This window comes from Alcaligenes aquatilis (assembly GCF_003076515.1).
In the GTDB taxonomy this organism is placed as follows: Bacteria; Pseudomonadota; Gammaproteobacteria; order Burkholderiales; family Burkholderiaceae_B; genus Alcaligenes; species Alcaligenes aquatilis.
This window is the reverse complement of the sequence record NZ_CP022390.1, coordinates 2226171-2252791: the sequence shown is the minus strand read 5'-3', so window position 1 is coordinate 2252791 and position 26621 is coordinate 2226171. Positions and strand designations below refer to the sequence as shown.

Annotated in this window: 28 protein-coding genes, 1 tRNA gene and 1 pseudogene; 17 read left to right on the top strand and 13 right to left on the bottom strand. The window is 55.9% G+C overall.

Annotated features, from left to right (window positions below):
* Positions 1–214: 214 nt before the first annotated feature.
* Positions 215–442: pseudogene (locus CA948_RS10345) on the top strand (integrase); the annotation flags it as partial.
* Positions 443–477: 35 nt separating this feature from the next.
* Here the strand turns inward: CA948_RS10345 and CA948_RS10340 are convergent.
* Genes CA948_RS10340 through CA948_RS10330 form a run of 3 tightly spaced genes read right to left on the bottom strand, consistent with a single transcriptional unit; the run spans position 478 to position 3064 of the window.
* Positions 478–1668, bottom strand: coding sequence for an MFS transporter (locus tag CA948_RS10340; protein ID WP_108727950.1), 1191 nt, complete (start codon positions 1666–1668; stop codon positions 478–480).
* Positions 1665–2084 (bottom strand): carboxymuconolactone decarboxylase family protein, encoded by a 420-nt coding sequence (locus CA948_RS10335; protein WP_108727949.1) that lies wholly within the window; start codon positions 2082–2084, stop codon positions 1665–1667. The genes CA948_RS10340 and CA948_RS10335 overlap by 4 nt, the downstream gene beginning before the upstream one ends.
* Entirely contained in the window at positions 2081–3064 is a 984-nt protein-coding gene (locus CA948_RS10330; protein ID WP_108727948.1) for an aldo/keto reductase, read from the bottom strand. The genes CA948_RS10335 and CA948_RS10330 overlap by 4 nt, the downstream gene beginning before the upstream one ends.
* Positions 3065–3160: 96 nt before the next feature.
* Between CA948_RS10330 and CA948_RS10325 the strand changes: the two genes are divergently transcribed.
* On the top strand, positions 3161–4066 hold the full coding sequence (locus CA948_RS10325) for a LysR family transcriptional regulator (RefSeq protein WP_108727947.1): 906 nt from the start codon (positions 3161–3163) through the stop codon (positions 4064–4066).
* Here CA948_RS10325 and CA948_RS17940 read toward each other — a convergent pair.
* The 3 genes from CA948_RS17940 to CA948_RS10310 all read right to left on the bottom strand — a co-directional run bounded on the left by CA948_RS17940 (position 4063) and on the right by CA948_RS10310 (position 6458).
* Positions 4063–4173 (bottom strand): DUF3363 domain-containing protein, encoded by a 111-nt coding sequence (locus CA948_RS17940; protein WP_159086132.1) that lies wholly within the window; start codon positions 4171–4173, stop codon positions 4063–4065. The genes CA948_RS10325 and CA948_RS17940 overlap by 4 nt on opposite strands.
* Positions 4174–4702: 529 nt before the next feature.
* The gene (locus CA948_RS10315; protein WP_094195896.1) at positions 4703–5473 is read right to left on the bottom strand and encodes an IclR family transcriptional regulator; all 771 of its coding nucleotides are present in this window, start codon (positions 5471–5473) and stop codon (positions 4703–4705) included.
* Positions 5474–5609: 136 nt separating this feature from the next.
* Complete coding sequence (locus CA948_RS10310) at positions 5610–6458, bottom strand: RNA methyltransferase (protein WP_094195897.1); 849 nt, start codon at positions 6456–6458, stop codon at positions 5610–5612.
* A gap of 108 nt (positions 6459–6566) precedes the next feature.
* Here CA948_RS10310 and CA948_RS10305 point away from each other — a divergent pair, with 108 nt between their 5' ends.
* Genes CA948_RS10305 through CA948_RS10295 form a run of 3 tightly spaced genes read left to right on the top strand, consistent with a single transcriptional unit; the run spans position 6567 to position 9887 of the window.
* The gene (locus CA948_RS10305) at positions 6567–7358 is read left to right on the top strand and encodes an inositol monophosphatase family protein (protein ID WP_009457824.1); all 792 of its coding nucleotides are present in this window, start codon (positions 6567–6569) and stop codon (positions 7356–7358) included.
* A 58-nt stretch (positions 7359–7416) separates the two neighbouring features.
* Complete coding sequence (locus tag CA948_RS10300; RefSeq protein WP_094195898.1) at positions 7417–9000, top strand: TerC family protein; 1584 nt, start codon at positions 7417–7419, stop codon at positions 8998–9000.
* A 26-nt stretch (positions 9001–9026) separates the two neighbouring features.
* Positions 9027–9887 carry an undecaprenyl-diphosphate phosphatase gene (locus tag CA948_RS10295; RefSeq protein ID WP_094195899.1) on the top strand — a complete coding sequence of 287 codons (861 nt, stop codon included), beginning with the start codon at positions 9027–9029 and terminating at the stop codon, positions 9885–9887.
* Positions 9888–10919: 1032 nt separating this feature from the next.
* Here the strand turns inward: CA948_RS10295 and CA948_RS10290 are convergent.
* From CA948_RS10290 to CA948_RS10280, 3 genes are all read right to left on the bottom strand, one after another.
* Positions 10920–11726 (bottom strand): UDP-2,3-diacylglucosamine diphosphatase, encoded by an 807-nt coding sequence (locus CA948_RS10290; RefSeq protein WP_094195900.1) that lies wholly within the window; start codon positions 11724–11726, stop codon positions 10920–10922.
* Positions 11716–12225: a peptidylprolyl isomerase gene (locus CA948_RS10285; protein ID WP_199827856.1), complete on the bottom strand. Its 510-nt coding sequence runs from the start codon at positions 12223–12225 to the stop codon at positions 11716–11718. The genes CA948_RS10290 and CA948_RS10285 overlap by 11 nt, the downstream gene beginning before the upstream one ends.
* A gap of 169 nt (positions 12226–12394) precedes the next feature.
* Positions 12395–13006 carry a tetratricopeptide repeat protein gene (locus tag CA948_RS10280; RefSeq protein WP_230019128.1) on the bottom strand — a complete coding sequence of 204 codons (612 nt, stop codon included), beginning with the start codon at positions 13004–13006 and terminating at the stop codon, positions 12395–12397.
* A 265-nt stretch (positions 13007–13271) separates the two neighbouring features.
* Here CA948_RS10280 and cysS point away from each other — a divergent pair, with 265 nt between their 5' ends.
* From cysS to CA948_RS10235, 10 genes are all read left to right on the top strand, one after another.
* Positions 13272–14723, top strand: a complete 1452-nt coding sequence (gene cysS / locus CA948_RS10275; RefSeq protein WP_094195902.1) for a cysteine--tRNA ligase — start codon at positions 13272–13274, stop codon at positions 14721–14723.
* A complete protein-coding gene (locus CA948_RS10270; RefSeq protein ID WP_094195903.1) occupies positions 14708–15379 on the top strand; it encodes a DNA-3-methyladenine glycosylase family protein in 672 nt (223 codons plus the stop codon). The genes cysS and CA948_RS10270 overlap by 16 nt, the downstream gene beginning before the upstream one ends.
* A gap of 26 nt (positions 15380–15405) precedes the next feature.
* The gene (locus CA948_RS10265) at positions 15406–16371 is read left to right on the top strand and encodes an acetyl-CoA carboxylase carboxyltransferase subunit alpha (RefSeq protein ID WP_042483971.1); all 966 of its coding nucleotides are present in this window, start codon (positions 15406–15408) and stop codon (positions 16369–16371) included.
* 130 nt (positions 16372–16501) lie between these two features.
* Complete coding sequence (gene tilS, locus CA948_RS10260; RefSeq protein ID WP_420866725.1) at positions 16502–17449, top strand: tRNA lysidine(34) synthetase TilS; 948 nt, start codon at positions 16502–16504, stop codon at positions 17447–17449.
* Positions 17450–17619: 170 nt separating this feature from the next.
* Complete coding sequence (locus CA948_RS10255) at positions 17620–18873, top strand: aspartate kinase (RefSeq protein ID WP_094195904.1); 1254 nt, start codon at positions 17620–17622, stop codon at positions 18871–18873.
* Positions 18874–18933: 60 nt separating this feature from the next.
* Positions 18934–19026, top strand: a tRNA-Ser gene (locus CA948_RS10250).
* A 379-nt stretch (positions 19027–19405) separates the two neighbouring features.
* Positions 19406–19966 (top strand): hypothetical protein, encoded by a 561-nt coding sequence (locus tag CA948_RS10245; RefSeq protein ID WP_230019130.1) that lies wholly within the window; start codon positions 19406–19408, stop codon positions 19964–19966.
* 172 nt (positions 19967–20138) lie between these two features.
* Positions 20139–20279, top strand: a complete 141-nt coding sequence (locus CA948_RS17695) for a hypothetical protein (RefSeq protein WP_022983530.1) — start codon at positions 20139–20141, stop codon at positions 20277–20279.
* Complete coding sequence (locus CA948_RS10240; RefSeq protein WP_094195906.1) at positions 20269–21192, top strand: prohibitin family protein; 924 nt, start codon at positions 20269–20271, stop codon at positions 21190–21192. Before CA948_RS17695 ends, CA948_RS10240 begins: the two co-directional genes overlap by 11 nt.
* Positions 21193–21281: 89 nt before the next feature.
* Entirely contained in the window at positions 21282–21641 is a 360-nt protein-coding gene (locus CA948_RS10235) for a DUF4870 family protein (RefSeq protein ID WP_094195907.1), read from the top strand.
* Positions 21642–21673: 32 nt separating this feature from the next.
* On the opposite strand, the gene CA948_RS10230 is transcribed toward CA948_RS10235, so the two are convergent.
* From CA948_RS10230 to CA948_RS10220, 3 genes are all read right to left on the bottom strand, one after another.
* Entirely contained in the window at positions 21674–22657 is a 984-nt protein-coding gene (locus CA948_RS10230; protein WP_108727944.1) for an AraC-like ligand-binding domain-containing protein, read from the bottom strand.
* 210 nt (positions 22658–22867) lie between these two features.
* Positions 22868–23938 (bottom strand): nitrilase, encoded by a 1071-nt coding sequence (locus CA948_RS10225; protein WP_108727943.1) that lies wholly within the window; start codon positions 23936–23938, stop codon positions 22868–22870.
* A gap of 219 nt (positions 23939–24157) precedes the next feature.
* On the bottom strand, positions 24158–24415 hold the full coding sequence (locus CA948_RS10220; protein ID WP_094195910.1) for a hypothetical protein: 258 nt from the start codon (positions 24413–24415) through the stop codon (positions 24158–24160).
* A gap of 113 nt (positions 24416–24528) precedes the next feature.
* Here CA948_RS10220 and CA948_RS10215 point away from each other — a divergent pair, with 113 nt between their 5' ends.
* Positions 24529–25119, top strand: coding sequence for a phenylacetic acid degradation protein PaaY (locus CA948_RS10215; RefSeq protein ID WP_108728744.1), 591 nt, complete (start codon positions 24529–24531; stop codon positions 25117–25119).
* Positions 25120–25135: 16 nt separating this feature from the next.
* Positions 25136–25441: a hypothetical protein gene (locus CA948_RS10210; RefSeq protein ID WP_108727942.1), complete on the top strand. Its 306-nt coding sequence runs from the start codon at positions 25136–25138 to the stop codon at positions 25439–25441.
* A 169-nt stretch (positions 25442–25610) separates the two neighbouring features.
* On the opposite strand, the gene CA948_RS10205 is transcribed toward CA948_RS10210, so the two are convergent.
* A complete protein-coding gene (locus tag CA948_RS10205) occupies positions 25611–26615 on the bottom strand; it encodes an extracellular solute-binding protein (RefSeq protein ID WP_108727941.1) in 1005 nt (334 codons plus the stop codon).
* Positions 26616–26621: the final 6 nt, after the last annotated feature.

The window sequence follows — 26621 nt, the reverse complement described above, 5'->3', positions numbered from 1 at the left end:
GAAACGATGGCGCGTTAACCCTAGGGAAAGAGAGGGGGGTGAGCCTGTGGACAGGCAACGGCGGCTATAAGGCCGGCTGTTTTCCCTGGTGTGGAGATATTTAGCTAAAACGAACGGATTTGAGGATCAGTTTGAATGGGGGCAGGGCGCTGTTTGAAACTGGGCGGTTTTTTTTGTTTCACCATGACTCCAGTGCCGCATTTCGTTGGACTGCGCCGACGCGAACCGCGTCATTCGCCGCATGTTCAATCTGGTCGAAGTTTGGGGCTATCGGCCCGGCAGTACCAATCCGTGCCGCCACGTTCCGATACTCCCCAACGGCAAGGCCACCCACCTCAGCAGCGACCAGGGCATGGGCAAGTTGTTTCGCCAACTGGACAAGACCGAGGAGCTGGAGAACGCCGTCATCCTGCTGGCAGTGCGGCTGCAATTCGAGTTTGCGAGTCCTCTTTGGCTTTTTTATAGAGACCCGCCAAGCTAAGAAGTGGGCGCTTTTATTAATATCACTGGAATAAGACTGGCTGCCATTGCACTGCCAACAATGACCGTCAATCCACTCAGGCTTGTCATGGACAGCACTATTCCTCCCAGCAGCGCACCTGCGCCAATAGCCGCGTTAAAAATGGCGACATAGATGGCTGAGGCGGGCATCGCTGACGATCCGGCCAATCTCAATATCCAGGTTTGAAAGCCGACAAAGACGATCGCGACGCCAGCCCCCCATCCCAGCAGCAGCACACCGACGATGAAGGCAGAGCTTCCAACGGGTAGGCATCCGATTGCGAGTACGCTTGCGGTCATCAGTGCCAAGGAGATCAGAACCAGACGCTTGAGATGACGGTCAATCAACTTCCCGGAAATCAAGTTACCCACGATGCCTGCGATGCCGAACACCAGTAGTAGCGTGCTGATGAGATTGACACGAATGCGCAGAGCACTTGAAAGCAGAGGCTCGATAAACGTAAAGGCAGCGAAGTGAGCGGTGATTGCGCAAGCCGTCGTCAGATAGATTCCCTGGAATGTTCGATTTTTGAGAACGCTGGTCAGTGCATCCAGGCCGATGGATGTTGACGCCGACAAGCGTGGCACGCTCCAAGCGATGGCGATGGTCGCTACCAGAGACAGTGCCCCTATCACCATGAATGCCGTTCGCCATCCATCGAGTTGAGCCAGCAGGTTGACCAGTGGTACACCCAGCACACTGGCAACGGATACGCCACCGAAAATAATCGACGTTGCCAATCCAACCTGCCGTGCGGGCACTAATTGCGCACCAATGGAGCCAATCATTGCCCAGAAAGCGCCGTGTGCCAGCGCCCCTATCATCCGCGCCCCCAGAAGCATAGAAAACTGTGCACTGAAAGCTGCGATCGCGCAGGAGACGGTCAAGACCAGCATCAAGCCGACCAAGAGCGGTTTGCGTGGCACTCGCCCCAGGAAAATGGCGGATAGCAGCGCAGTAAGCGCTGCTATCCAGGCATACGCCGTCACGATCAATCCTGCCTGGCCTTCAGTTTGTCCAAACTCGGTCGCCAACGGCGAAAGCAAGCCAATCGGGGCTAGTTCAGTCGTCACGATAGCGAATGCGCTAATGCCAAGCGCAATGAGAGCCAGCCAGGTGCGCCATGAAATGCTCTCCTGATTTGGAGGGGACGCGAACTGATTCATGCTGTCCCTCCAGTTGCTGGGCTCTGCTGGGCCTGTGCATGTGAGGCAAACGCTTTCCGTGCTGCACTGATGCCATTCATGCATGCCGGGACACCTGCATAGACGGCAATCTGTAGTAGGATTTCCACGATTTCGTTCCTGCTGACACCGACATTCAGTGCGGCCCGGATATGGAATTCGAGTTGCCCCGGTGCGTTGCCCATCGCCATCAGTGCAGCGACGGTCAGCATTTCGCGGGTGCGCAAGTCGATGCCTGGGCGCGATACTACATCGGTAAAGGCGAACCCCAGCACCAGTTCGGCAAAGTCGTCAGACAGTTCGTCGAGGTTTCTGGCGACCTTTTCGGGGGCCTGCGGGTCAAGTTGGGCCAGCAACGCAAAAGCCTGCTTGCGCCGTTCAGAACGAGGGCTGCTCATGCGTTGACCCCTTTCATACCTTCTTCGGTATAGCGGTCTCCGGCGACTGGTACTGCGTCGAGCGCACGCCTCAGTTCAGCCAGATCCTCTGGCTCCAGGCGAACCGATAACGCGCCCAAGTTGTCCTGCAGATGGGCGACGCGACGCGTACCAGGAATGGGCACGATGTCATTGCCTTGAGCCAATAGCCATGCCAAAGCGATGTGTGCCGTCGTGCATGTCTTGCGCACGGCGATGGATGAAATGACATCGACCAGGGAACGGTTGGTGGTGATGTTCTCTGGCTGGAAGCGTGGCAGGCTAGCGCGAAAGTCGCCTTCCTCGAAGGTCGCATCTTGCTGGAACCGACCCGTCAGAAAGCCGCGCCCCAATGGCGAATAAGCCACCAGGCCTATACCCAGTTCGCGGCAGGTCGGGAGAACCTCGGTTTCCACGTCCCGTGTCCACAACGAATATTCGGTCTGGACGGCTGCCACTGGATGTATGGCATGCGCACGTCGCAGGGTGGCCGCGCTGACTTCGCACAAGCCGATGCGGGCGACCTTACCTTGCTGTACGAGTCGGGCCAGGCCCTCCATCGTTTCTTCAATCGCCTGCGCAGGGTCTATTCGATGGACGTAGTACAGGTCGATCTGCTCGACACCAAGCCGCCGCAGCGAGGCTTCGCAGCATTTTCGTGCGTAATCTGGGCTGTTGTCGATGCTGCGTCGATATTCGCCGGGCCTGCGCACGATGCCAAACTTGGTCGCAATCTGCACCTTCGGTTTGCGTGTCGCAAGGAAGCGGCCTATCAACTCTTCGTTGTGATGTGGGCCATACATGTCGGCGGTATCGAGGAAGTCCACGCCCATGCCGATTGCCTGACCCAGCAGATGTAGCGCCTGCTCATCGTCGCGCGGGCCATAGAACTCGCTCATGCCCATGCAGCCAAGGCCGAGGGCGGAAACCTCCAGATCGTGTCCAAGCTTTCGTCTTTGCATTGCACTTCCCCTTACAAGATGGGGGAAGTATGACTTTCCAAAAGTGATTGGAAAATAGATAAAATAGGAAACTTATTTTCCACATTCGGAAAACAAATGAATGCTCAAATCCAATGGGATGACGCCCGTATCTTTTTGGCTATCGCGCGTGCAGGCACCTTGAGCGGTGCGGCCACCGCGCTTGAGATGGGCGTTGCTACCGTGTCACGGCGACTGGATCGCCTGGAAGCGGCGCTAGGCGTACCGCTGTTCAGCCGACATCAGAGTGGCTACAGCCTCACGGATGATGGTGAAGCCCTGCTGGAGCATGCTGAAGCACTGGAACATGCCGGGCAGGCTTTCGGAGAAGCCGCACAGCAGCAAGGGCAAGTGGCTGGATGTGTGCGCCTTGCCACCGCAGAGAATCTGGCCAACGTGCTCATCGTCCCCTCGTTGCCGAAGCTGTTTGCCACCCATCCTGAGCTGCGTGTGGAGATCGTCAGCGGTGTACAGACCGTGAACTTGCACCGGCGGGATGCCGATCTGGCTGTGCGGATGGTCAAACCAGAAGCGGGTAACGTCACGATCAAGCGCCTGGGCACCCTGGGATTCGGCCTTTACGGCGCTCGTGGATACGTCGATGCGCGTAGCGCCGGAGCTGATGCGGCCACCTTCGATGACGATAGCTTCATTGGCTGGGCCGAGTCCCATAGCCATCTGCCGGCCGCAAAATGGATCGCTCGCATGTTGCGAGGACGACCGTGCCAAATGGAAGCCAACACGCTGTCAGCACAGATGGCTGCCGCGACGGCTGGCATTGGATTGGCGGTGCTCCCGCACTTTCTGGCCCGACAGGCGGGGCTTATCTGCCTGCTGTCCGAACTGGGGGCAGATCAGCCAATCTGGCTGGCTATCCATTCCAACCTGGCGCACTCAAGGCGCGTCCGAGCAGTCGCCGATCATTTAATCCATGTATTTGAAGAACAACGATCAGAACTCGTCGGCCGTGTCTCCGAGCGCTAGAGACTTCGACCACGTTGCTTTCCAACATCCCAGGACACCCCGCTGGCGCACACCGTCGTGGCGAGTTGCTGCCCCAGCCGTTGTTCGATCGTTGGCCGCCATGGCACAAGGATGAACCCATGTCGTAGCCCAGCATCGCGTAGCGCGCACGGGTTAGGCCGGCCACACGTTTAACCATCGGCGATAGGTCGATGTTTCCGACTTACTCCGGCGGCAATGTCCTGCGCGGCCTGCTCCAGAGTGCGTTATTTCAAAGTTTCCTATCACGATGCCCCTATGTGGCACTCAGCACATTGAAGGCAGAAAACGGGAAAGGGCCGGGAACTCGCCTAACCCATTGCCCTGTATGAGCTATTGTTCCATTGCGCCAGCAAGAAAAATCTTGATAGTGGACATTTTCCAGGAGTTATCTTGGGATGGGTGCTGCTTGGGAAGGGGCCAGGCTTGTCGTCGGCGTAGTTTCCCTCGTTTTGACAGGCTGGGCTTGGGGGAGCCATCTGTGTTGATTGGAAAAGCAAGCAGAGGGAATAAGGGCGGGAGAGTAAAAAAGCAGTAAAAAAGCACACAGGGAGCGCCGTGTGCTGATGAGGGTTTTAACGGTCCCAGCACCGCTCAGAGACGGAAATCCACCCAGGCCTAAAACTTGTCGGCCACGGAATCCAGGGCCTCGCGCAGTAGACCGGCAATTTCTTTTTGACGCGGCGCAGGCATGCGTTCGGTAATCGCCGTGACACTCATGGCCAGAATGGGGCGGCCTTTGTGGTCGCACAGAGCGCAGCCCACACCCAAGGCACCGCGCACAGCGTAATTACCGACAACCGAGTAGCCACGAATGCGGGTGTTGGTAACCAGTTGGCGCATCTCGCGCTGGGTCATGCCGCCGTACTGGTCCAACTGATTGGCATTGCGCTCGATAATCTGTTCGATGGCCTCGTCTCCCAGTGTGGCCAGATAGGCCATGCCACCGGAACCTACGCCCAAGGGCTGACGCTTGCCGACATAAGTGGCCAGAATCTGTACCGGGTAGGGGCCGATTTCGCGCCATAGGCTAATGGAGTCGTCGCCATCGCGCCCCACCAGAAAAACGGCATCGCCGGTCAGTTGAGCTAGCTCTTGCATGATGGGCTGCATGATGGTGACTCGCGGGTCCAGCCCAAACAGGCCCTGATCCTGGCGCGTGGCGCTGTAGCGACGGCTATGGCTGCTGTTCTGGACCAGCCCGTGATCGATCAGAGCGGCCAGCAGCCGGTAGATGGTGGGGCGCTGTAATTGCGTGGCGCGTGACAAGTCAGTGACGCTCAGCCCTTTGCCTTGATGATTTTGCAAAGTCTTGAGCACCAGCAAGCCGCGTTGCAGGGTACGCGGCCCAGCCTGATCCTGCGGTTCTACGGTCTCGGGAGTGTTCATGCTTGAAAACAGCTAATGCTTACCGAAAAGTAACTCAGTAAGAATATACGCCAGCCGAGAAAGTGTCCACTGTGTGATCGCTCATTTCCGGTAGAGCTTCCTGCAAGCAGCGGGCAAGTGGGGCGGAGCGCAAGCTTTAGCGCTGTTCCGGGCCGGCCGATTCGTCTTTACGCTGCTCGGGAATAGGGTGACCTGCCGTTTTCGCGGTCTTGATCATGGCGGTACACAGGCCGCGCAACATATCGACTTCGTCCAGGCTGAGTTGGGCTCGCCCAAACAAGTGCTGCATGCGGGGCACCAGTTTTTTGGGATGCTTGGGGTCCAGGAACTTGACGCTTTCGATAGCCTGTTCCCAGTGTTGCAGCAACGCTTGCACCTTGGCTTGAGGCGCCAGTTCCTTGCCGGGGTCTGCCTTGCCATCGGTATTGGGCAGGAGGCTAGCACCACTTTCAGCCAGCAGGGCGTAGCGCAATTCCCAGGCGGCCAGTTGCAAAGCCTGGGCGACATTGAGCGAACTGTATTCAGGATTGGCTGGAATATGGCAGACGTACTGGCACTGGCTGATGTGATCGTTGGTCAGGCCCACGCGTTCGGTACCCAGCACAATGGCCACTGTGCCGGCGTGCTGGCGCAGATGTTCACGGCTCAGTTCGGCGGTCTGGCGTATATCGGCGGCTGGCGGTCCCAGGTAGCGGGGGCGGGCTGTCAGGGCAAAAGCCAGGGTGACCGGCTCCAGCGCATGCGCCAGGGTAGGCACAATCGTGGCCTGCTCCAAAACGTCTACGGCACCGCTGGCCAGTGAGATTGCCTGAGGGTTTTGTGCAACGTCCGGGTCGAGCGGGTCAACCAGACATAAGTCGCCAAAGCCCATGGTTTTGATCGCTCGCGCCGCTGCGCCCACGTTTCCAGGGTGGCTGGGTTGCACCATAATGAAGCGAACCCGGTGAAAATTATCATCAAATGCCGATGCTTGCGTCTGAGTCATTTAAAATAGCTACTTTGAAGCTACGCTTCCTGTGTCTGCTCACGCGATTTTGCCCTGCAACAGGGCACGCCAGGCAGGCTCAATTATTGTTAAAAAAACGGAATTTCCATGCACCCGATGCTCAATACCGCCATCAAGGCGGCTCGCCGTGCCGGCACCATTATCTCTCGCGCCAGTCTAGACCTCCAGCACCTGTCGGTTGCGCGTAAAGGCCCTAAAGATTATGTCACGGAAGTGGATCGCGCAGCAGAGGAAGCCATCATTGAAGTGTTGAGCGAAGCCTACCCCGATCACGGTTTTATCGGAGAGGAAACGGGCGAGCGCCCACCGCTGGAACCCGCAGGCGAAGGCACCCCTGAATACCAATGGGTCATTGATCCGCTGGATGGCACCACCAACTTTATTCACGGCTTTCCGTGCTACGCGATTTCAATTGCATTGATGCACCGTGGTCAGGCTGCCCATGCCGTTATTTACGATACCAATCGCAACGAAATGTTCACGGCCAGCCGTGGCGGTGGTGCTTTCCTGAACGACCGTCGTATTCGTGTATCGGGCCAGACTCGTTATCACGATGCCTTGATCGGTGCGCACGTGCCAGATTCGGGCGCGGGCGTGAAACCCACCTCCCCATTTGCCGATATGCTGGCCGAATGTGCGGCTGTGCGTCGCGTGGGTGCAACGGTTTTGGATTTGGCTTATGTGGCCGCCGGCCGTCTGGATGGTTTCTGCGCCGTCAACCTGCAACCCTGGGATTTGGCCGCCGGCACCTTGCTGGTGACTGAAGCGGGTGGTCTGGTCGGCGACTTTGAAGGCGAGCAAACCTGGAAAGAAACCGGCAATGTGATTGCCGCCAGCCCGAAGATCTTTATCCAGATGCTGTCGCACCTGCAAGATTAAGAACCTAGACCCCGGCACCGCCGGGGTGTTCTTTTAGTCACAGCGCCAAGGAGCTGAGATGGAGTGGTTGATGGACCCGACCGTTTGGGTTGGGTTGCTCACACTGGTAATTCTGGAAATTGTGCTGGGCATCGATAACCTGGTGTTCATTGCAATTTTGGTCGATAAGTTGCCGCCCGCGCAGCGTGATCGTGCTCGCGTGCTGGGCCTGTCCTTAGCCCTGCTGATGCGTCTTGGCCTGTTGACGGTCATGTCCCATCTGGTGCAGTTGACTGATCCTTTGGTATCCGTGTTTGGTCTGGATTTCTCAGGTCGCGATCTGATCATGATAGTGGGCGGCTTTTTCTTGCTGCTCAAAGGTACGCTGGAGCTGCACGAGCGTATTGAAAACCGCAGTGCTCACGCCTCCGGGTCGCGCATGTATGCCAGCTTCTGGGTCATCGTGGCGCAGATTGTGGTGCTCGATGCCGTATTTTCTCTGGATGCGGTCATTACGGCTGTGGGGATGGTCGATCACCTGCCTGTCATGATGGCGGCGGTGATTATTGCCATTGGCATCATGCTGGTGGCCTCCAAACCGCTGACGGCTTATATCAACAGTCGGCCTACGGTAGTTATTTTGTGCCTGGGCTTTTTGTTGATGATTGGCTTTTCCTTGCTGGTCGAAGGCTTTGGCATACATGTACCCAAGGGTTACTTGTATGCGGCCATTTCCTTCTCCATCCTGATCGAAATGTTCAATCAGTTGGCGCGTCGCAAGCTGCGTATGTTGCAAGCGGGTCGCCCCATGCGCGAGCGTACGGCCGAGGCTGTGCTGCGCATGTTGGGCAAGCGCCCCGCTTCGGGAGAGGCGGCCATTGGGCCGGATTTGCCAGGGGCATCGGCACAAATGGTATTTGGCCAGGAAGAGCGCAATATGGTTAGCGGTGTGCTGACCTTGTCCGAGCGCACCGTGCATTCGGTGATGACGCCGCGTAATGCCATTACATGGGTGAATATTCAGGACTCCCCCGAAGTTCTGCGCGACAAAATGACACAGGAACCTCATAGCATGGTGCCGGTCTGTCGTGGTTCGCTCGATGAGGTTATTGGCATTGGTCGAAGCAAAGAGTTACTGGCAGATCTGCTGATTCATGGTCATATCCGTGTGGATCAATTGCGTCAGCCGGTCTTTGTGTATGAGTCCATCGGAATTTTGGACTTGATGGAAACCATCAAGCAAAGCCGCGGTCAATTGGTCTTGGTAACGGACGAGTTTGGGGCGATTGAAGGGCTGGTGACGCCCTTGGATATTTTCGAAGCCATTGCGGGTGACTTTCCCAGCGAGGATGAAGCCCCCGATATTGTTCAGGAATCCCAGGACCACTGGCTATTGGATGGCTCCACGGACCTGCATCATCTGGAACAGATGCTGGGCGTGGATGGACTGGTGGATGAAGAGGAAGAATACGCCACCTTGGCCGGCTATTTGCTGACGCGTTTTGGACAGTTACCCAAGGTCGGTGATGTCTGTGAGCTTGAACAGCGCGATGCCGTGTATCGCTTCAAGGTTCAGGAGCTGGAGGGGCGTCGCATTTCCCAGGTCAGTTTGGAGCGCGTGCCCTACGACGATGAACAAATCGATCCCTTCTTGGCATCTTAATTTTTATTGGCTTTGATTCACACAACATGACCGAGCAAACCATTTATTTGTTGAAGGCCCTGTTTCTGGGGATTGTTGAAGGTATTACTGAATTTATTCCTGTCTCCAGTACGGCACACTTGCTGATACTGGGTTCCTGGATTGATTTTTCCTCGGGCGATGCCAAGGTGTTCGAGGTGGTTATTCAGTTTGGTTCGATTTTGGCCGTGGTCTGGATTTTCCGTGCGCGTCTGATTCAACTGATCATGGGAACCTTGCGTGGTGATCGCACTGAGATGATGTTCACCCGCAATCTGCTGATCGCCTTTTTGCCCGCTGCGGTGATTGGTGCCTTGACGATTCAATACGTGAAAGCCTTGTTCCATCACCAGATTGTGTTTGTGTTCACACTGGTGCTGGGTGGCTTGTTGATGCTGTGGGTCGAGCGCAAGCCACAGTATGCAAAGCACACGGCAGACGGCGATCAGGGTGAAACTGCCACTTCGCAAAAGGCCACGGCTTTTGCCTTGGAGCAGATCACCTGGAAGCAGGCTTTGGTCGTTGGTTTTGCCCAGTGCATTGCCATGGTGCCAGGTACGTCGCGTTCGGGGGCGACGATTATCGGCGGCATGTTGGCCGGTATTCAGCGCAAGACGGCCACGGAATTTTCTTTCTTTCTGGCTATGCCAACGATGTTGGCCGCCACGGTCTATGACCTGTACCGCAACGGTGCGTCCTTGAGTACAGATCAGAGCAGCGCGATTATTGTAGGCTTTATTGCCGCTTTCTTTAGTGCGCTGTTCCTGGTGAAGGCGGTGCTGCGCTTTGTATCCAGCCGTACTTATCGACCCTTTGCCTGGTATCGGATTGCCCTGGGTGGAGTGTTGTTTGTGTGGCTGATGACGTAGCCCGTTGTCGCTTTAGACGTTTGGAGATCCCCGCTTGGCTTAGCTGTCGGCGGGGATTTTTTTTCAGGGAAGTTCAGTAAATAGCCTCCTTCCACGCACACACTCTACCTACCTACCTACCTACCTACCTACCTACCTACCTACCTATCTGTCTGTCTGTCTGTCTCTTGATTGGTGTGCTAACTGGATAGGCACTTTTTTGGCGATTGTTGTGTTCAAGGGTTAGTTAGCAAATAGCGGGTTTGTCGCCAGCTAGTTGGTCTGGCTTGGCTTTTGATACGTGAGGAGAGCTTGGTCTCAGCAAGACTCCTCTCGGTTCGTCTCCCCCGGTGTCCGGGCTGACTACTTGCCGGTGCTGCGCACCGGTACCCTTGTCAGTGTTCGGATACGGGCGCGCCCTTAACTCGCGGGGTGTCTTGTCCCCTGGACAAGACACAAGCGCCCCGCTCAAACAGAAGGGCGCTTGCATCCCGTATCCGAACACCGCCTGCGGCAAGCTGTCTAAACCGCCCCGGATACCGGGGCAGACGAACCGAGAGGCTCACAGTGAGGTGGGGACAAGCAGCCTTGCGTTATTCATGGGCTGTTTTGTAGCAGGACTCCAGTTGTTGACTGTCACTTGATAGGAAGCAGGAGAAGGCATCTTGGCCGCAAGAAATATGGTCTCTTTTGTGTTTTTGAGGGGGCCGCTGGGCTCGATGGGCGAGTCAGGACTCTGGCCGCAGGCTTTTGCAGTATCCAGGATGCAAGCCCTGTGCTGTTTGAGCGGGGCGCTTGTGGTTCGTCCGGGGGACGAGCCACCCCGCGAGTTCACAGGGCGCCTGGATACTGCAAGAGACCAGGGAACCCGTGCACAGCACGGGCCGGAGACCCGCCAAGTCGAGCCCAGCGGCCCCCTCAAAAATGCTTATGCAGCTACCTTGATTCCTGCGGCCTGTCGCTGTCGCTCACAAGAATAAGCAGTTTCTCATCCCATGAACGGACGAAAAAACCCAACTTAAAACCAACTGCCTATAGCCGGAGTCAACGAAGTCAAACTTGCTGAGGTCCCAGTGTCTGGCACTGATCCTTTTTACCCCATTGGTGCAAACAAAGCTGCGTGCCTTCAATACTGATATAGCCGCCACGCCGTTCTTCTTTAGAGAAGTCAGACTCCCAATCCGGCAGTACCCATCGGCGTACCGGTTCAAAGCCGGGAATGTCGTGCACGGCGGGTCTATGTGTGTGGCCATGCACCATGGCGTGCACAGAGTGTGCCTCGCAGGCCGCGACAATCGCCGCAGGCTGCACATCCATAATCTCTTTGGATTTGTATTGCTTGCCGCGCTGGCTACCCGCACGGGCAGAGTCTGCAATACGTTGGCGCAGGCTTAACGGGCAGGCCAGGTACAGCTTTTGCAGCCAGGGTTTGCGTACCCAATAGCGAAAGCGTTGATAGGCCAGATCGTCCAGACAATACTCGTCACCGTGGGACATCAAAATCAAACCGGCAGAGGTATCCAGGACCACTTGATCCGGCAAGAGCGTGGCGTGGACATGTTGGGCGTAGGCCTTGCCCAGTAGGAAGTCACGATTGCCACGCATTAAATAAAGCGGATGTTGCTGCGCAAAAGAGCGCAGCGCCTCACTGACTTGAGCAAGCCAGGGGGCAGGGTGGGCAATTTGATCGTCACCGATCCAGGCATTGAAAATATCACCGCCCAGAATCAAGACGTGTGCCTGATGCTGGGCGGAGTGCAGAAACTGCAGGAAATCCTGGACGGTGTCTGGATTGTCCGGACCCAGGTGCAGGTCCGCGGCAATCCAGATAGTGCCCGCAAGCGTGAGCTTATTCGACAAGCGTGGCTTTTTCCAGAACGACGTCTTCAACGGGCACGTCTTGGTGGAAGCCCTTGTTGCCCGTGCGCACGGTCTTGATTTTGTCGACCACATCCATGCCTTCGATCACGCGGCCAAATACGGCGTAACCCCAGCCATTGGCGGTCGGTGCGGTGAAGTTCAGGAAGTCGTTGTCAGCCACGTTGATGAAGAACTGAGCCGTAGCCGAGTGTGGGTCGGACGTACGAGCCATGGCCAGGGTGTACTTGTCGTTCTTCAAACCGTTGTCGGCTTCATTTTTGACAGGAGCATTGGTCGATTTTTGCTTCATGTCGGCCTCAAAGCCACCACCCTGGATCATGAAGTTGTTGATCACACGGTGAAACACGGTGCCGTCGTAAAAACCGCTGGACACATAGTCCACAAAGTTGGCAACGGTGTTGGGGGCTTTTTCTGCGTTCAGTTCGATCAGGATGGTGCCCTGATTCGTCTGCAGTTGGACGCGTGGGGAGGTGCTCATAGAAGTGCCTTCAGAAGAAGTGGAAGAATCTGCTGCCATAGCCGGACTGCTCATCATAGGCATAGCCATACAGGCAGCAATAAGCAGGGTGCGCAAGCGACGAGCCTGATCACACCATTGAAATGTGCTTGCAAACATAAGAGAGGGACAATCCCGTCAAATAAAAATCTTATTGTTGCAGAATTTGGCCAGTTTGTTGCGCGCGCTGGGCTGCTTTGGGCACACCGCTGGCGGCGGCTTGACGATAGGTGTCATTGGCCAGCATCAATTGGACTTCACCCATATTGGCGCGAGCCAGTGCGTAGGACGGATCGGCGGTCAAGGCCATTTTCAGGGCCTCCAGTGCCATATCCAGCTTGTCTTGTGCAATGTACTCAGCCGCCAGATTATTCCAGGGCTCAGGAAGCTCCGGATAATAGGTGGTCATATCCTGATAGAGGCGGATTGCGCCATTATGGTCACCACTGGCCGACAGGGCACGTGCTTTCAAAAACAGCAGTTGCACATTGGCACCGGGTTCGCCACGGTCTTTGCGCTGCTCCAGCTGTTTCTCAATAGCTTGCAAGGCGTCAGCATGACGGCCTTGGGCAATGAGGGTGCTGATGCGCTGACTGATTTGAGCGGAGCTAAGCGGCAACGAGGTATCCACACTGGGCGCGAGCACGTCCAGTGCACGGGCCAGTCCCTTCCAGCCACGTTCAGGTTCGGGGGCGATATCGAGCAGGGGATCGTTCACCCGCACGGCGGGCGGGGGTAAATCGGGCAAGGATTGGGCGCTCACGTTGAGACCGAGGGCCAGCAAAAAGGCCAGGGTGCACGGAGCGAAAAACCGAGTCCGTCTAGGTGTACTGAGCACAGAGGGGGCGCCTATAAAATCTGGCTTGAAGACCAGGAAGGTTGGTAGATTGCTGCCTTTAACGAGGTCTGCTTGCTATACTTGTTGACCATCATTCTAACCTTGCCTCTTGCCGGGCGGGAAATACGGAACCTGATCCAAGGGCAAATTGTTCTGGCACAAGGTTCCGATTTTATGACGATTACAGGCCATGTTGCGCATTTATAACTCGTTGTCACGCTCTAAAGAGGTGTTTTCTCCGGTTGAACCGGGCCACGTACGTATGTACGTCTGTGGTATGACGGTGTACGACTTCTGTCATTTGGGGCATGCCCGTATGCTGGTCAGTTTTGACATCGTGCAGCGCTGGCTGCGAGCAAGCGGCTATCGCGTCTCGTATGTGCGCAACATTACCGATATTGATGACAAGATCATCCGCCGTGCCGTCGAGCGCAAGCAACTGATGTCACAGGTGACGGACTTTTATATTGCGGCCATGCATGCCGACGAAAAGGCCCTGGGTGTGCAAAGTCCCGATTCGGAGCCGCGTGCTACACAGTACGTGCCCGATATGCTGGGCATTATTGCCAAGCTGGAAGAGAACGGTCTGGCCTACCAGTCCGAGGACGGTGATGTGAACTATGCGGTGCGTCAGTTCCCCGGCTACGGCAAATTGTCGGGCCGCTCCCTGGACGATCTGCGTGCCGGTGAGCGTGTGGCCCTGAACTCGGCCAAGCGCGACCCCCTGGATTTTGTGCTGTGGAAGGCGGCAAAAGAAGACGAGCCTGCCGAATCCAAGTGGGAATCGTCCTATGGTCTGGGCCGTCCGGGTTGGCACATTGAGTGCTCGGCCATGAGCAAGGCACTGCTGGGTCAGCCCCTGGATATTCATGGCGGTGGCCCGGACTTGAAGTTCCCCCATCACGAAAACGAAATTGCCCAAACAGAAGGTGCTTTTGGCGGCCAGTTGGCCAATGTCTGGATGCACTGCGGTCCCCTGATGGTGGACTCGGAAAAAATGTCCAAGTCCCTGGGCAATTTCCGTCGCATCCGCGATACCGTGGCTCCTGAAGGTCTGGCCGACGAAGAAAGCAGCTACATCGCCAATCCGCGTGAAGCGGAAATGCTGCGCTTTTTTATTGTGCGCAACCATTACCGCAGTCTGCAAAACTACGCGCCGGACAATCTGCGCGACGCCCAACAGGCGCTGGATCGTCTGTACCAGACTTTGCAACACGTTCCTGCGGCCGAAGTGGACATTGATTGGACTCAAGGCCCCGCGCTGGCTTTTGCCGAAGCCATGAATGACGACTTCAATACCGCTGGAGCCATTGCCGTCCTGTTCGAGCTGGCTGGTCAGGCCAACCGTGACAAGGATGCGCAGGCAGCCGGCTTGATGCGTGCGCTCGGTGGGGTGATTGGTCTTTTGCAAGTGGAGCCGGCCGTTTATTGGCGCGCCAGCACACGCTTTGGCCAAGCGGGCAATGTGGCTGGTGCCGACTCCTTGAGTGATACCCAGATTGACGCGCTGCTGGCTGAACGCAGCCAGGCTAAACAGAACCGGGACTTTGCCCGTGCCGATGCCATTCGTGATCAGCTTAAAGAGCAGGGCGTTGAGCTGGAAGATCGGCCAGGTGGAGCAACACAATGGCGCAGGGCCTAAACGGCGTCCAATCCGGCCCCCAAGTTCGTTTGGTGGGCAAACCTGATTACTGGGACGACGCGTGCGCCCAGTTGATGAGGCGCGATCGTATCTTGCGCAAGCTCATCCCCCAGCACGGCGACTATTGCTTGCAACATCAGGCGCCGGCTTTCACCACCTTGGTGCGCTCTATCGTGGGCCAGCAACTGGCCTCGCGTACAGCGGACCAGTTGTGGCGTAAGCTGCTGGACGGTTGCGGTCAGGCGCTCTCGCCCAAACTGATTGTGGAACTGGGCTACGAGGCCTTGCATGGTTTGGGTTTGCCCAAACGCAAGGCTGAATACATTGTTGATTTGGCGACGCACTTTGATGCTCGTAAAATCGACCCCCAGGCATGGCAGTCCCTGTCTGACGAAGCCGTTATTGCTGATCTGTGCGCCATTCGTGGCGTGGGTCGCTGGACGGCAGATATGTTTCTGATTTTCAACTTGCACAGACCCGATGTTCTCCCTTTGGATGATGCGGGCCTGCTCAAGGCAATCTCTCTGCACTATTTCAGCGGCGAGCCGGTATCCCGGTTCGAGGCGCGTGAAGTTGCCCAAGCGTGGGCACCGTGGTGCACGGTGGCCACCTGGCATCTGTGGCGCAGTCTGAACACAGTTGCGGTACGATATTAAATTAGGCCTAAACCTTAAGAACCGACATGCGAAATACATTCCTGGAATTTGAGCAGCCTTTGGCCGAGCTCGAAGGCAAAATCGAAGAGCTCCGCTACGTGCAATCTGATTCCGCTGTGGATATTTCAGAGGAACTCAGCCGTCTGCAGCAAAAAAGCCAGACGCTGGCCAAAAATATTTACGCCAAGCTCACGCCTTGGCAAACGGCCCTGGTTGCTCGCCATCCGCAACGTCCCTACACGCTGGACTATGTAAACCAGATCTTCTCGGACTTTCATGAGTTACATGGCGACCGCATGTACGCGGATGACCTGGCTATTGTGGGTGGTCTGGCCCGTTTCAACGGCACACCGTGCATGGTCATTGGTCATCAGAAAGGTCGTGATACCAAAGAGCGCGCCCGCCGCAACTTTGGCATGCCGCGCCCCGAAGGTTATCGCAAAGCCTTGCGCCTGATGCATCTGGCAGAAAAATTCGGCATTCCGGTTTTCACGTTCGTGGACACCCCCGGTGCTTACCCCGGTATTGGTGCTGAAGAGCGTGGCCAGTCCGAAGCGATCGGCCATAACCTGTTTGCCATGGCCAAACTGCGTGTGCCTATCATCTCCACTATTATTGGTGAAGGCGGTTCGGGCGGCGCGTTGGCCATTGCTGTGGGAGATGTGGTGTCCATGTTGCAATACTCCACCTACGCCGTCATCTCGCCCGAAGGTTGCGCCTCAATTTTGTGGCGTAGCGCGGACAAAGCTCCTGTGGCGGCTGAAGCGCTAGCCATCACTGCCCCGCGTTTGAAAGAACTGGGTCTGGTTGATCGCGTGATCAATGAACCTATCGGTGGCGCGCATCGCGACCCCACTATGATGGCACGCCAATTGGGCCGCGCTTTGGCTGACGCCTTGCGTCAGGTCTCAGGCCTGAGCACCGAACAATTGCTGGCGCAGCGTATGGAACGTCTCTTGGCCTACGGGCGTTATCAGGAAGTTCGTGCCTGATCCATTGTCTTCCAGTCAGCTGGGGGGCTTTAGCCCCTCAACCCCGCTGCTGGAGGCGCTTGATCATCACCTAAGTTTTAAAAGTGGCGATAGTGTCGCTGTTGCCTTAAGTGGTGGTGCGGACTCGGCAATGCTGGCGGTACATGCCCATCTTTGGGCCAGCCGCCGCAACGTCACACTTCATTTTTTTCATATTCATCATGGCCTGCAAGCCATTGCCGATCAATGGCAAGCGCATGTGCATGATTTGGCTGCGCGTTTGCAGCGACCCTGTCACAGCTTGCGAGTCCAGGTACAGTCCCGCCGTCTCAGCGCGGATGGTATGGAGTCTGCCGCGCGTGATGCCCGCTATCAGGGTCTGGCTGAACTGGCGCATTTTGTTGGCTTGCAGCATGTGCTGCTGGCTCATCATCAGGACGATCAGGCTGAAACCGTTTTGATGCGTTTGCTGCGAGGCACGGGCACAACCGGCCTGGGTGCGATGGCTCCCCATATGCAGCGCGATGATCTGAATTACTGGCGACCCTGGCTGGAACAGCCCAGGGCTCTTATTCTTCAAGCCAGTGAAAATTTTGCAGCGGCCACAGGCTGGCAGGCAGTGCAAGACCCTACCAATATCAATCCTGAGTACACCCGTGGTGCAGTGCGCGACTTGCTCACGCCCGTGCTGGATGCACGCTGGCCGGGTTGGCAACGCCGTTTGCAACGACAAGCCCAGTTAAGCCGCGAGACGCAGGACGTATTGGACAGTGTGGCCCGCCAGGATTGGCAAGCTCTGGAGCCGGATGAGGCAGGCCGCAGTTTCAGCCTGAGCGCCTGGCGTCAGTTGGAACCGGCCCGACAAAGCATGGTGATCCGTTATTGGTTGCAAGCGCAGGGTGCAGGTTTACCCACGCATGCACGTCTGGCGGAGTTGTTGCGCCAGCTGCGCGGTGTCCATGCCCAAGGTCACGACAGAAATTTGATATGGAAGCAAGGACCGAATCTGATCCGCTGTGTGCGTGGTCGGGTGCAAATTGAATCTGCCTGCTCAGGTGAGCAGAAAAACAGTCTGGGGGCAGATCAATCTAACAAGTAAGTAGTTTGGGGTGGCCTGTGGCAGGAGCGTGGGCTATGGTGTTGAGTCGGCAAAGTATGTGTTTTTTGCGTGCGTATCTGGTAGAGCCTGCGCTTGGGGCACAGAAAGTCGTTAAAATAGTTGGGTTTTGTGTCTATCCCAGACCTTAGCCCTTTGATGCAGAGTAAAAGATGTCCCTGATCGTACATAAATATGGCGGCACGTCGATGGGCTCGATCGAGCGCATCCAGAATGTGGCGCGTCGGGTTGCCAAATGGCATGCCGCCGGGCACCAAGTTGTGGTGGTTCCTTCGGCCATGTCCGGTGAAACCAACCGTTTGCTAGGCCTGGCCAAAGAACTGAGCATTCAGCCTGATCCGCGCGAGCTGGATATGCTGGCTGCCACGGGTGAACAAGCCAGTAGCGCTTTGTTGGCCATGGCTTTGGCTGCCCAGGGCGTTCCCGCCCGCAGCTACGCCGGTTGGCAAGTTCCCGTTAAAACCGACAATGCCTACACCCGTGCCCGCATTAGTTCTATTGATGACACCCGCATCCGCCAGGATTTGGACGCAGGCCGTGTGGTCGTTGTGACCGGCTTCCAAGGTGTGGATGAAGAAGGCAACATCACGACCTTGGGTCGTGGCGGTTCGGACACCTCTGCGGTGGCGATGGCCGCTGCCATGAAGGCCAGTGAATGCCTGATCTTTACCGATGTGGACGGTGTCTACACAACTGACCCACGCGTTGTGCCAGAAGCTCGACGCATGAAAGTGCTGTCCTTTGAAGAGATGCTGGAAATGGCCTCCTTGGGCTCCAAAGTTCTTCAAATCCGGTCCGTGGAATTTGCTGGCAAGTACAAGGTGCCTGTGCGCGTCCTGTCCTCCATGACCGACCCCATGATTCCGCTCGAAGAAGAAATGTCTTCGGGCACGCTGATTACTTTCGAGGAAGACCAAAAAATGGAAGCTGCCGTTGTCTCTGGCATCGCCTTCAGCCGTGATGAAGCCAAATTCACCCTGCGCGCCGTCCCTGACACCCCTGGCGTGGCCTATTCCATTCTGGGCCCTATTGCCGCAGCCAACATTGAAGTCGATATGATTTTGCAGAACCTGTCGGTTCAAGGCACAACTGACTTCTCCTTTACCGTCAGCCGCAACGATGCGCTGCGCACCAAGGAACTGTTGATGAACCAGGTCGGTCCTGCTGTGGGCGCTGGCGAAATCGTGTTTGACGAAGCCGTGTGCAAGGTGTCCATCGTTGGTATCGGCATGCGTAACCACGCTGGTATTGCCAGCTCCATGTTCCGCGCCTTGTCCGAAGAGGGCATCAATATCCAGATGATCAGCACCAGCGAGATCAAGACCTCGGTCATCATTGCTGACAAGTACATGGAATTGGCCGTACGTGCTCTGCACAAGACGTTCGAGCTGGATCAGGAAAAATAATCCCTATAGCTATTTGCATTGGTTTTTTAAAAATGCTATAGTTACTTCTTTCCTAGAGCTGGAGACGTGGCCGAGAGGTTGAAGGTACTCCCCTGCTAAGGGAGCATACGGCTTATACCCGTATCGAGGGTTCGAATCCCTCCGTCTCCGCCAGCTGAAATTAAATTAAGCCCTTGTTTTCAAGGGCTTTTTTTATTGCCCGCCGCTTTTCGCGTGTGCCCAAGCCTGCCGGGAAAGAGCGATCAGGCACGTTGTCGACGCTGCGTTCAAGCCTGTTCTGAAGCCAAAATAAAAAATAATTGTTACCTTTATTCTGGGACAGAGTGAAGCCAATTTCACGGATAGTCCGGCTGACAAATTTCAGACAGTATGAAATTCAAACAGGGCAAGTCTTTTTAGAGCAAGACTATTAAAGAGTGAAATGCTGTGTCGTTTTTGGCACAGGCCAAGAAAAGCAGTGAATCTCGTGCTTACAATCAAACAAAGTGTTTTGCGTCGTTCAAGACGGCTGTCTTGTTTTTTAGGGCGAGCGATGATTAAACGAGTCCTCTGTATCTGTGGCATGGCCTTGATGGGCCTGCCGTTTTTGGCGTCCTCAACTGAGCTGGCATTGGATGACCAGGTCGTGACTCGTTATGTGCAAAGCCTGCACGATATTTTGCCAGTGCTCCAAACGGTAGAGCGCAGCGAGCCTGTTTGGGATGGGGGGCTGCCCGACGGTTTTCCTCCTGTGCTCGATGTCACTCAGATAAGGCGCGGTTCGGATCTGTACCGCCAATTAAATAGCCTGACGCAAAAGCATGGGTTTTCGGGGCTGGAGCAATGGGACGCTGTGGGGCAGCGTATTTGGCTGACGCGTCTGTATATTCAAGAGCGCGAAGATCTGGACTTGGTCTATGAACAGCTGGATGCGCTGGAGGCGGCTTTGCGTGATAATGCCCGCCAATACTCTACTGCCGAGCTGGAGCAGTTAATGCGTACTTTCCAGATCAGCAAAAATCATATTTTGCGCTTGATTGCCACTCGCAGTGATGTGCCTCCTGTGCAGGCGCATATGCCTGATCTGGATGCGGCCTTGGCTTCTTTGGAATAAAGGCGCAGGCCGCGTATCGCGTTGCCTAGGATGCTGCAAGGGCGTCCGTTTATGATTTCTTACCGGCAATATGGCCCATTTGTCATATTTTGACGCTTATTTTCTGAGCATGGCATAGGGAATCGGGGATAATTGCCGTCTGTTTGAAATCTAGTGGGAAGACTGAAGCGTCATGCGTATCATCTTGATTTTGTTGGGGGCCGCTGTGCTGGCCTACCTGATTGCCAAAGGCATACGGCAACTGATGGTGGAACGTCGTCAATTAAAAGACCAGACGCGTCAGCCACATAAAGGAAGCCGTGATGAGCACTGATAAAAATCCATTAACGAAACTGGCTGCTAAAGCGAAGTCAGAAGGTGGCACGACCAATTTCTCCAAGGGACTGGGCTTTCTGGGGGCCGCTGTTGTTATTTTCCTGATCCTGATTGTGGCCTCCATGGGCTCGTTCTTGCAGGTCGATCAGGGTGAACGTGGCGTGGTGCTGCGTAACGGTAAGTTGGTGCGCGTGGCCGAACCTGGCTTGGACTTTAAGGTTCCGTTCTTTGATACGGTACGCAAGATTTCGGTGCGTGATCACACGGTTCGCATGCAGCTTGAGGCGTATAGTTTTGACCAGCAGTCTGCCTCCATGGTGGCCTCGGTAACGTATCGAGTGCCTGAAACCGATGTGGCCCAGTTGTACTCCGAATACGGTTCGCTGGAAGCTTTGGAGGCCCGCTTGCTGGAGCGCAAGGCTCTGGACGTAATCAAGAACGTGTTCGGTAAGTACACCGCCGCTCAGTCCATTCAGAATCGTGAAAAACTCGGTGCTGACATTAACGAGGCCATGCGCGTGACGCTGGAGTCTGCCCCCATGCAGATGATGGGTGTACAGGTTGAGGAAGTGTCTTTTTCCAAAGCGTACGAGCAGTCGATTGAAAACCGCATGTTGGCCCAGGTTCAAATTGAAACCACGCGCCAGCAAAAAGAAACCGCTTCTATTCAGGCTGAAATCCAGGTGGTGCAGGCCGAAGCAGAGGCTCGCGCTCAACGCGAACGCTACATGGCTGAAGCCGATGGTATTCGTCTGCGTGGTGAAGCTGAGGCCAAGGCGATTTCTGCCAAGGCTCAGGCATTGGCCCAGAACACCAATCTGGTCAACTTGAATGCAGTGGAAAAGTGGGACGGTAAACTACCAGAAAGTCTGGTTCCCGGTTCTGCCATGCCCTTTATCGGACTGCGTTAATTTACTGACAGTCGTTAGCCCGAACAGCGTTTCTCCGGTAGCGTTACAGCAAAGGTAACGCTACCGTTTGTTTTTCCAAGGAGTGATCAATGAATGATGATATGAATCCGGTTCCACAAGACGAGGGTACCAAGCAGTTGGTCAACCTACGTAACCTGACATTAATCAATTACGCCCTGTACATCTTGTCCATGTTTGGCGGTATTACCGCCTTGGTCGCCATCATCATCAATTACATCAAACGTGATGAGGTTCGCGGCACTTACCTGGAGTCGCACTTCGATTGGCAAATCCGTACTTTCTGGTGGGGCCTGGTTGGCGTGGTGCTGTCGTTCTTGCTGATGGCGATTCTGGTCGGTTTTGTGACCATCGTGATTGTGGGCGTGTGGATCGTGTACCGCCTGGTCAAAGGCCTGTTGGCATTGAATGACGGCAAGGCCATTGCCTGATTGCCTGATTGCCAGAACGCCGGGCCGTCTGATCAGATAGGCTTTGAGTCTGCTTGGGCCAGGGCCCGCATATTCTCGCGGACCTCTTTCGGCGGCACTCCGAAGTGCCGTCGAAATGCCCGGCTGAAATGGGCAGAGCTGCTGAACCCCCAGTGGTAAGCAATTTCTGTGATGGTCCTGTGTTGATGGGCCAGTTGGCGTAAATCCTGTTCAGCGCCTTGCAAGCGCATGGACCAGATCCAGCTTGTCAGTGAGTTGGCCTCGCCCTCCCAGGCGCGGTGTAAGGTGCTGGGCGTCAGGTCCAAGCGTTTGGCAATTTTGCCTATATTCAATTGAGGATCGCGCAGATTCTCCAGTACATAGGCTTTGATGCGGTCGCGTCGTACAGACCCTGTGTTGTCCTGTAAAGGCAGGCCGCCCAGATTCTCTGCTAGCGCCGCCACCAGAATGCTGACCAAGCTGTCAGCAAGCGACGTATCTACACTGGGGCCTCCGGAAGGGGGGCAGTCGGTTAGCTCGCTGACCATATGGGAGAGCAAGCGTGCCGTGCCCGATTGCGCGCTGGTGATTTTGCAGGCTGTCATGTCCTCGGCATTGTGCAAACGATTGCGCAAAATGGAGCCGGGCAAAGAAAGTACATACTGCTCAAAGTCCTGATCAAACAGAAGCTGATAGGGACGGGTGGAGTCGTACAAGGCCAACTCACCGGGTTGCAGGTAAGCGGTCTTGTCATCCTGAACCAGCTTTCCCGCTCCGGCCACTTGTATGCTGAGCAGAAAAATATCCTCGGATGCTCTGGAGATTTGCAGCGGCGTGCGCAGGACTGTCTGTGTGGTCGAGGTGATATGAGAGAGGCTGACAGCGGCCAGTTCATGGCGCGTGATGGCACCGAAGAAGGGGGCAGAGGAACGGGAGGGGACGGTGCACTCCAGTTGTACATAGGCCTTATTGACGGCCTCCATCCAGTAGGGCGCGCGCCGGGTAGGGGGAATTGCCGTGGTGGACCATTGCTCCATTGATGACCTCTGCGTCGTGTATCCGAATGCTGACGGCAGGACTGCGATCAACTGGACTGACTAAGTATCAGGCAAGATCTTTGGTTTGCACCAGACCAGAAATAGTGGCGGGTGACGATAATTTCCGACCAGGATGAGGCGGTGGCCGCAACGAGAAGGCAAAAGAAAGCAAGGCCTGGGCAGTCTGTCCGGGCCTTGCTTTCTGGGCGATCAGGACGGTTCCTGCACCAACAGTGTGTCCGATTCCTGGATCTGGCTGATGGCAACTGGTGCAATCGTACTGGGTGTGAGTGGTTCGCAGGCCTCTTCCTTGATCAGGCTTTGGGAGTGAACCCGTGTCATGGGCTCACGGTGCCCCAAATCCAGTACCAAACGGGTAGCCTCAGGTTTGGAATAGTGACCTGCGGGGTCGTTGATTGCCTTGGCGAAGGCAATTTCTTCCATGTTCAGGTCGGCAATGATCAGGCCTTCGGCATCGTGCGGCAGGTAGGGGGCCAGTGTGCGTCCGTCTGGCGCAAAAATCATGGAACTGCCACCGCCCACGGTCAATAAGGAGGCGTTGTGCTCTCCCACTTCCAGCATGTCCAGCGTCTCTTGAGTGACCACACTGCTGGCGGCGATGGTAAAGCATTGGCCTTCGACCGAATAGATTTGCGAGGCAGCCATGTTTACTTTGGCGCTGAGAGCATGGGCCTGTTCGCTGTACAGCGAAAAAGACGGCCAGGCGGCAATGTGAATGGCTTCGTGCTGGGAGTACAGCGCGTACTTGCTCAAGGGAGACAGGTGCTCCCAGCAGCACAGCGCACCGACGCGGCCCAGCTCGGTGTCGGACACAATCAGATCACGGGCATAGCCTTCACCAAACACGGTGCGCTCGACATGTGTGGGTTTAAGTTTGCGGCGCGACCACAGCATCTCGCCTTTGTCGTCGATCAGGCATTGGCCCAGATACAGGCTGCCACCACTGCGTTCGCTATAGCCCAAGGCAATGAAAATGCCCAAGGTCCGTGCGGCCTGGGCAATGCGTTGAAATTCCACACTGTCCAGCGAGAGTGAGTTAGCATAGTAGCGGGCACTGTATTTCAGCGACCAGGCCGGTGCGCCCAACCAGACGTGGAAGGGGTAGCCTGGTAGCCAGGTTTCACCAAACACGATCAGGTCGCAGCCCTCATCGCGGGCCTGACGAGCCAGCTCAATGGTTTTATCAACCCCTGTTGCCAGATCGTAGTTGGGAGAGGCGGCCTGTACGGCGGCTGCCCGGACGATTTTTCTTGTCTGCATACATCCTCCTTGTCGCGGTATCCGCGATTCTGATCGTCAGACCGCGCTGCTTACCGAGCCCGGCCATTTTGGTTTGCGTCAGTGTAGGAGGGGTGGGCGGCGCTGAATTGACTGACAGGCGCAGGATGCTTGACTGGGAGTCGCAAGCATGAGGTCAGGAGGGGTTCATCCTGATCTGGCCGTCCATGCAGTGAACAAGCAGGGAGTGAACTATCCGGCCTAAGGTGCGAAGCTGTATTGCACCGTCAGCCCCATGCCCAAGACCCATAGAATCAGGGGAATGGGGCGCATCAGCAAGCCGGGAATGGCGCGCAGAATAAAGCCGATCAAGCGGGTGAACAGCCAGAGCAGGGGTGGCGATTGATCTTTTTCCTTCATATAGAGGATGCCTTGCGACAGCAAAAAGGACTGCGACAAGTAGGCGGCGTAAAACACCATGCCCAAGAAAAAAGCCAGCCAGTAATACAACATGCTCATAGGGTGCAAAAAGAGAGAGTACGGCGCATTATATCGGTCTGTAGCAGCTATGATCGTATTTTTGGCCGGACCTGGGGCCGGCTGTGGGTGCAGGCTTTTTGTACGAGGCAGGTATGCAAAATATTTATTCTATTGATGGGCTGGTGCCTGTGGTTCACCCCACGGCCTATGTTCATCCTACCGCTGTACTGATTGGTGACGTCATTATTGGTGAGGGCGTGTATATCGGCCCTTTGGCCAGTTTGCGAGGGGACTTCGGGCGCATCATCATGAAGGCCGGCTCCAATATTCAGGACACCTGTGTTATTCACGGCACGCATTATCAGGATACGGTGGTGCATGAGGATGGCCACGTCGGACACGGCGCCGTGCTGCACGGCTGCGTCATTGGTCGCAACGTGTTGGTGGGCATGAATGCGGTCGTCATGGACGCGGCGGACATCGGTGCAGACAGCATTATTGGTGCGATGGCCTTTGTGAAAAAAGGCATGCAAGTGCCTCCCCGCAGTCTGGTGGCGGGGTCCCCGGCGACGGTGGTCAAAGAGCTGGATCAGAAAGCCATTGATGGCAAATTCTTCGGCACGCGTATGTACCAGCGATTGGCGCAGCGTTCTTTGGCAACGATGCAACGCGTGGAGCCCTTGACGGAAGTGGAAGCAGACCGCCCGCGTTTGCGTGAAGATCAGATTTATCCGGTTGATTAAGCGAAGCGGGGCTTGAATGGAGATTTGCTTCCATCAGGATCCCGTTCTTGTTGCTGATTTATGCGCCGATTTGCATCAGTACGGGGCTATTTATTGGCACTCCATGCGCCCTAATTTTCGGCTTGTGTTTGATATGGTGAAACAACAGGGGCTGGAGGTTCTGCCCTTGGCGGCCAATGTAGGCGGGGACTTTTTAAACTACATCATTCGTCTTGATTGTGTCGAGCAAGAGGGTTTGGAGGCTACAGGACAGCGAGTCTCGGCGGCGATGGCTCGATGGATGGAGCTTGGTGAGCCGGTGCCGCATATTGAACGACTCTGAGAGGGTTAGAGCGGATCTTGCTTCTTTTTTGGGCGTCGTTTTTTAGCGGTGATAAAAAACCCTTGGTGCGGAGCGAAGCCCACACCAAGGGTTTTGTCTTGAGTTCTGATCAAGCAACTGGTGGGGTAGGCCCACTTGGCGTCGCTGTTCAGTTCGGGGCTTGGCTGGTTTATTTACCCGCTGCTGCCAACGCCTGTTTCCAGGCCTCGATGACTGTTTCGTACTCGGCAGCGGCCTTCAAGGGGTCGGTGCTGGCAATCTTGATCTGATCCAGATTAGGTAGTTTGGTCAGTTCGGCCACATTGATGTCGCTGCGGGTGGGGCGGCGGAAGTTCTCAACCAGTTCGGCTTCCTGAACCTCTTTGGACAGCAGAACATCGACCAGTTTGCGCGCTGCTTCCTGGCCGTTCTTGGGGTTCTTGATGACAGCTACGCCTTCAGGGGCGATGAAGGTGCCGTCTTCAGGGTAGACCAGCTCAATGCCTTTCTGACCACCAGCTACATAGGCGTAAGCGGCGTATTCCATGGTCACGCCCAAGGGGTACTCGCCGTTTGCCACACTTTTGTAAACCTGGCCCGAGCTCTTGGACACGATCACGTTGGCCGCCAGCTTTTGCAGGCCTTCAGCGCCATACAGTTGGTAGATGCCGTAAACCTGGTCGTAAGCACTGCCCGACGAGGCGGGGTCACCAATAATGACTTTGCCTTTCCACTGGGGATCGAACAGATCAGCCCAGGTCTTGGGAGCAGCCAAGCCTTTGAGCTGACGGTCGTTGACCATGATGACCATGACGTGCGCGTTGGAGCTGGTCCACAGGCTGTCCTTGCCGTGGAAGGCTTCAGGAATGGCCTTGTTCTCGGGCGACTCGTAAGCCTCGAAGTTCTGCTGGAAAGCGGCCATGGTGCCGTAGCCAGTGCCCCATACCACGTCACCGAGCGGGCTCTGCGATTCGGCTTCGATACGCTTCATCAAGGCGCCAGCGCCCGAAGTCACTTGTTGAATGGACAGGTCAGAAGCAGTCTTTCGAGCGATTTCCAGCGCTGTATCAATGGTTTGCACATTGTTGGGCGTGTACATCACGGCATTGGCGGCCAGGGCGGCACCGGACAGGGACAGGGCGCCGACACTGAAGGAGAGTGCCAGACCAGTTTTCAAAAAACGTGTAGTCAGCATAGTGAG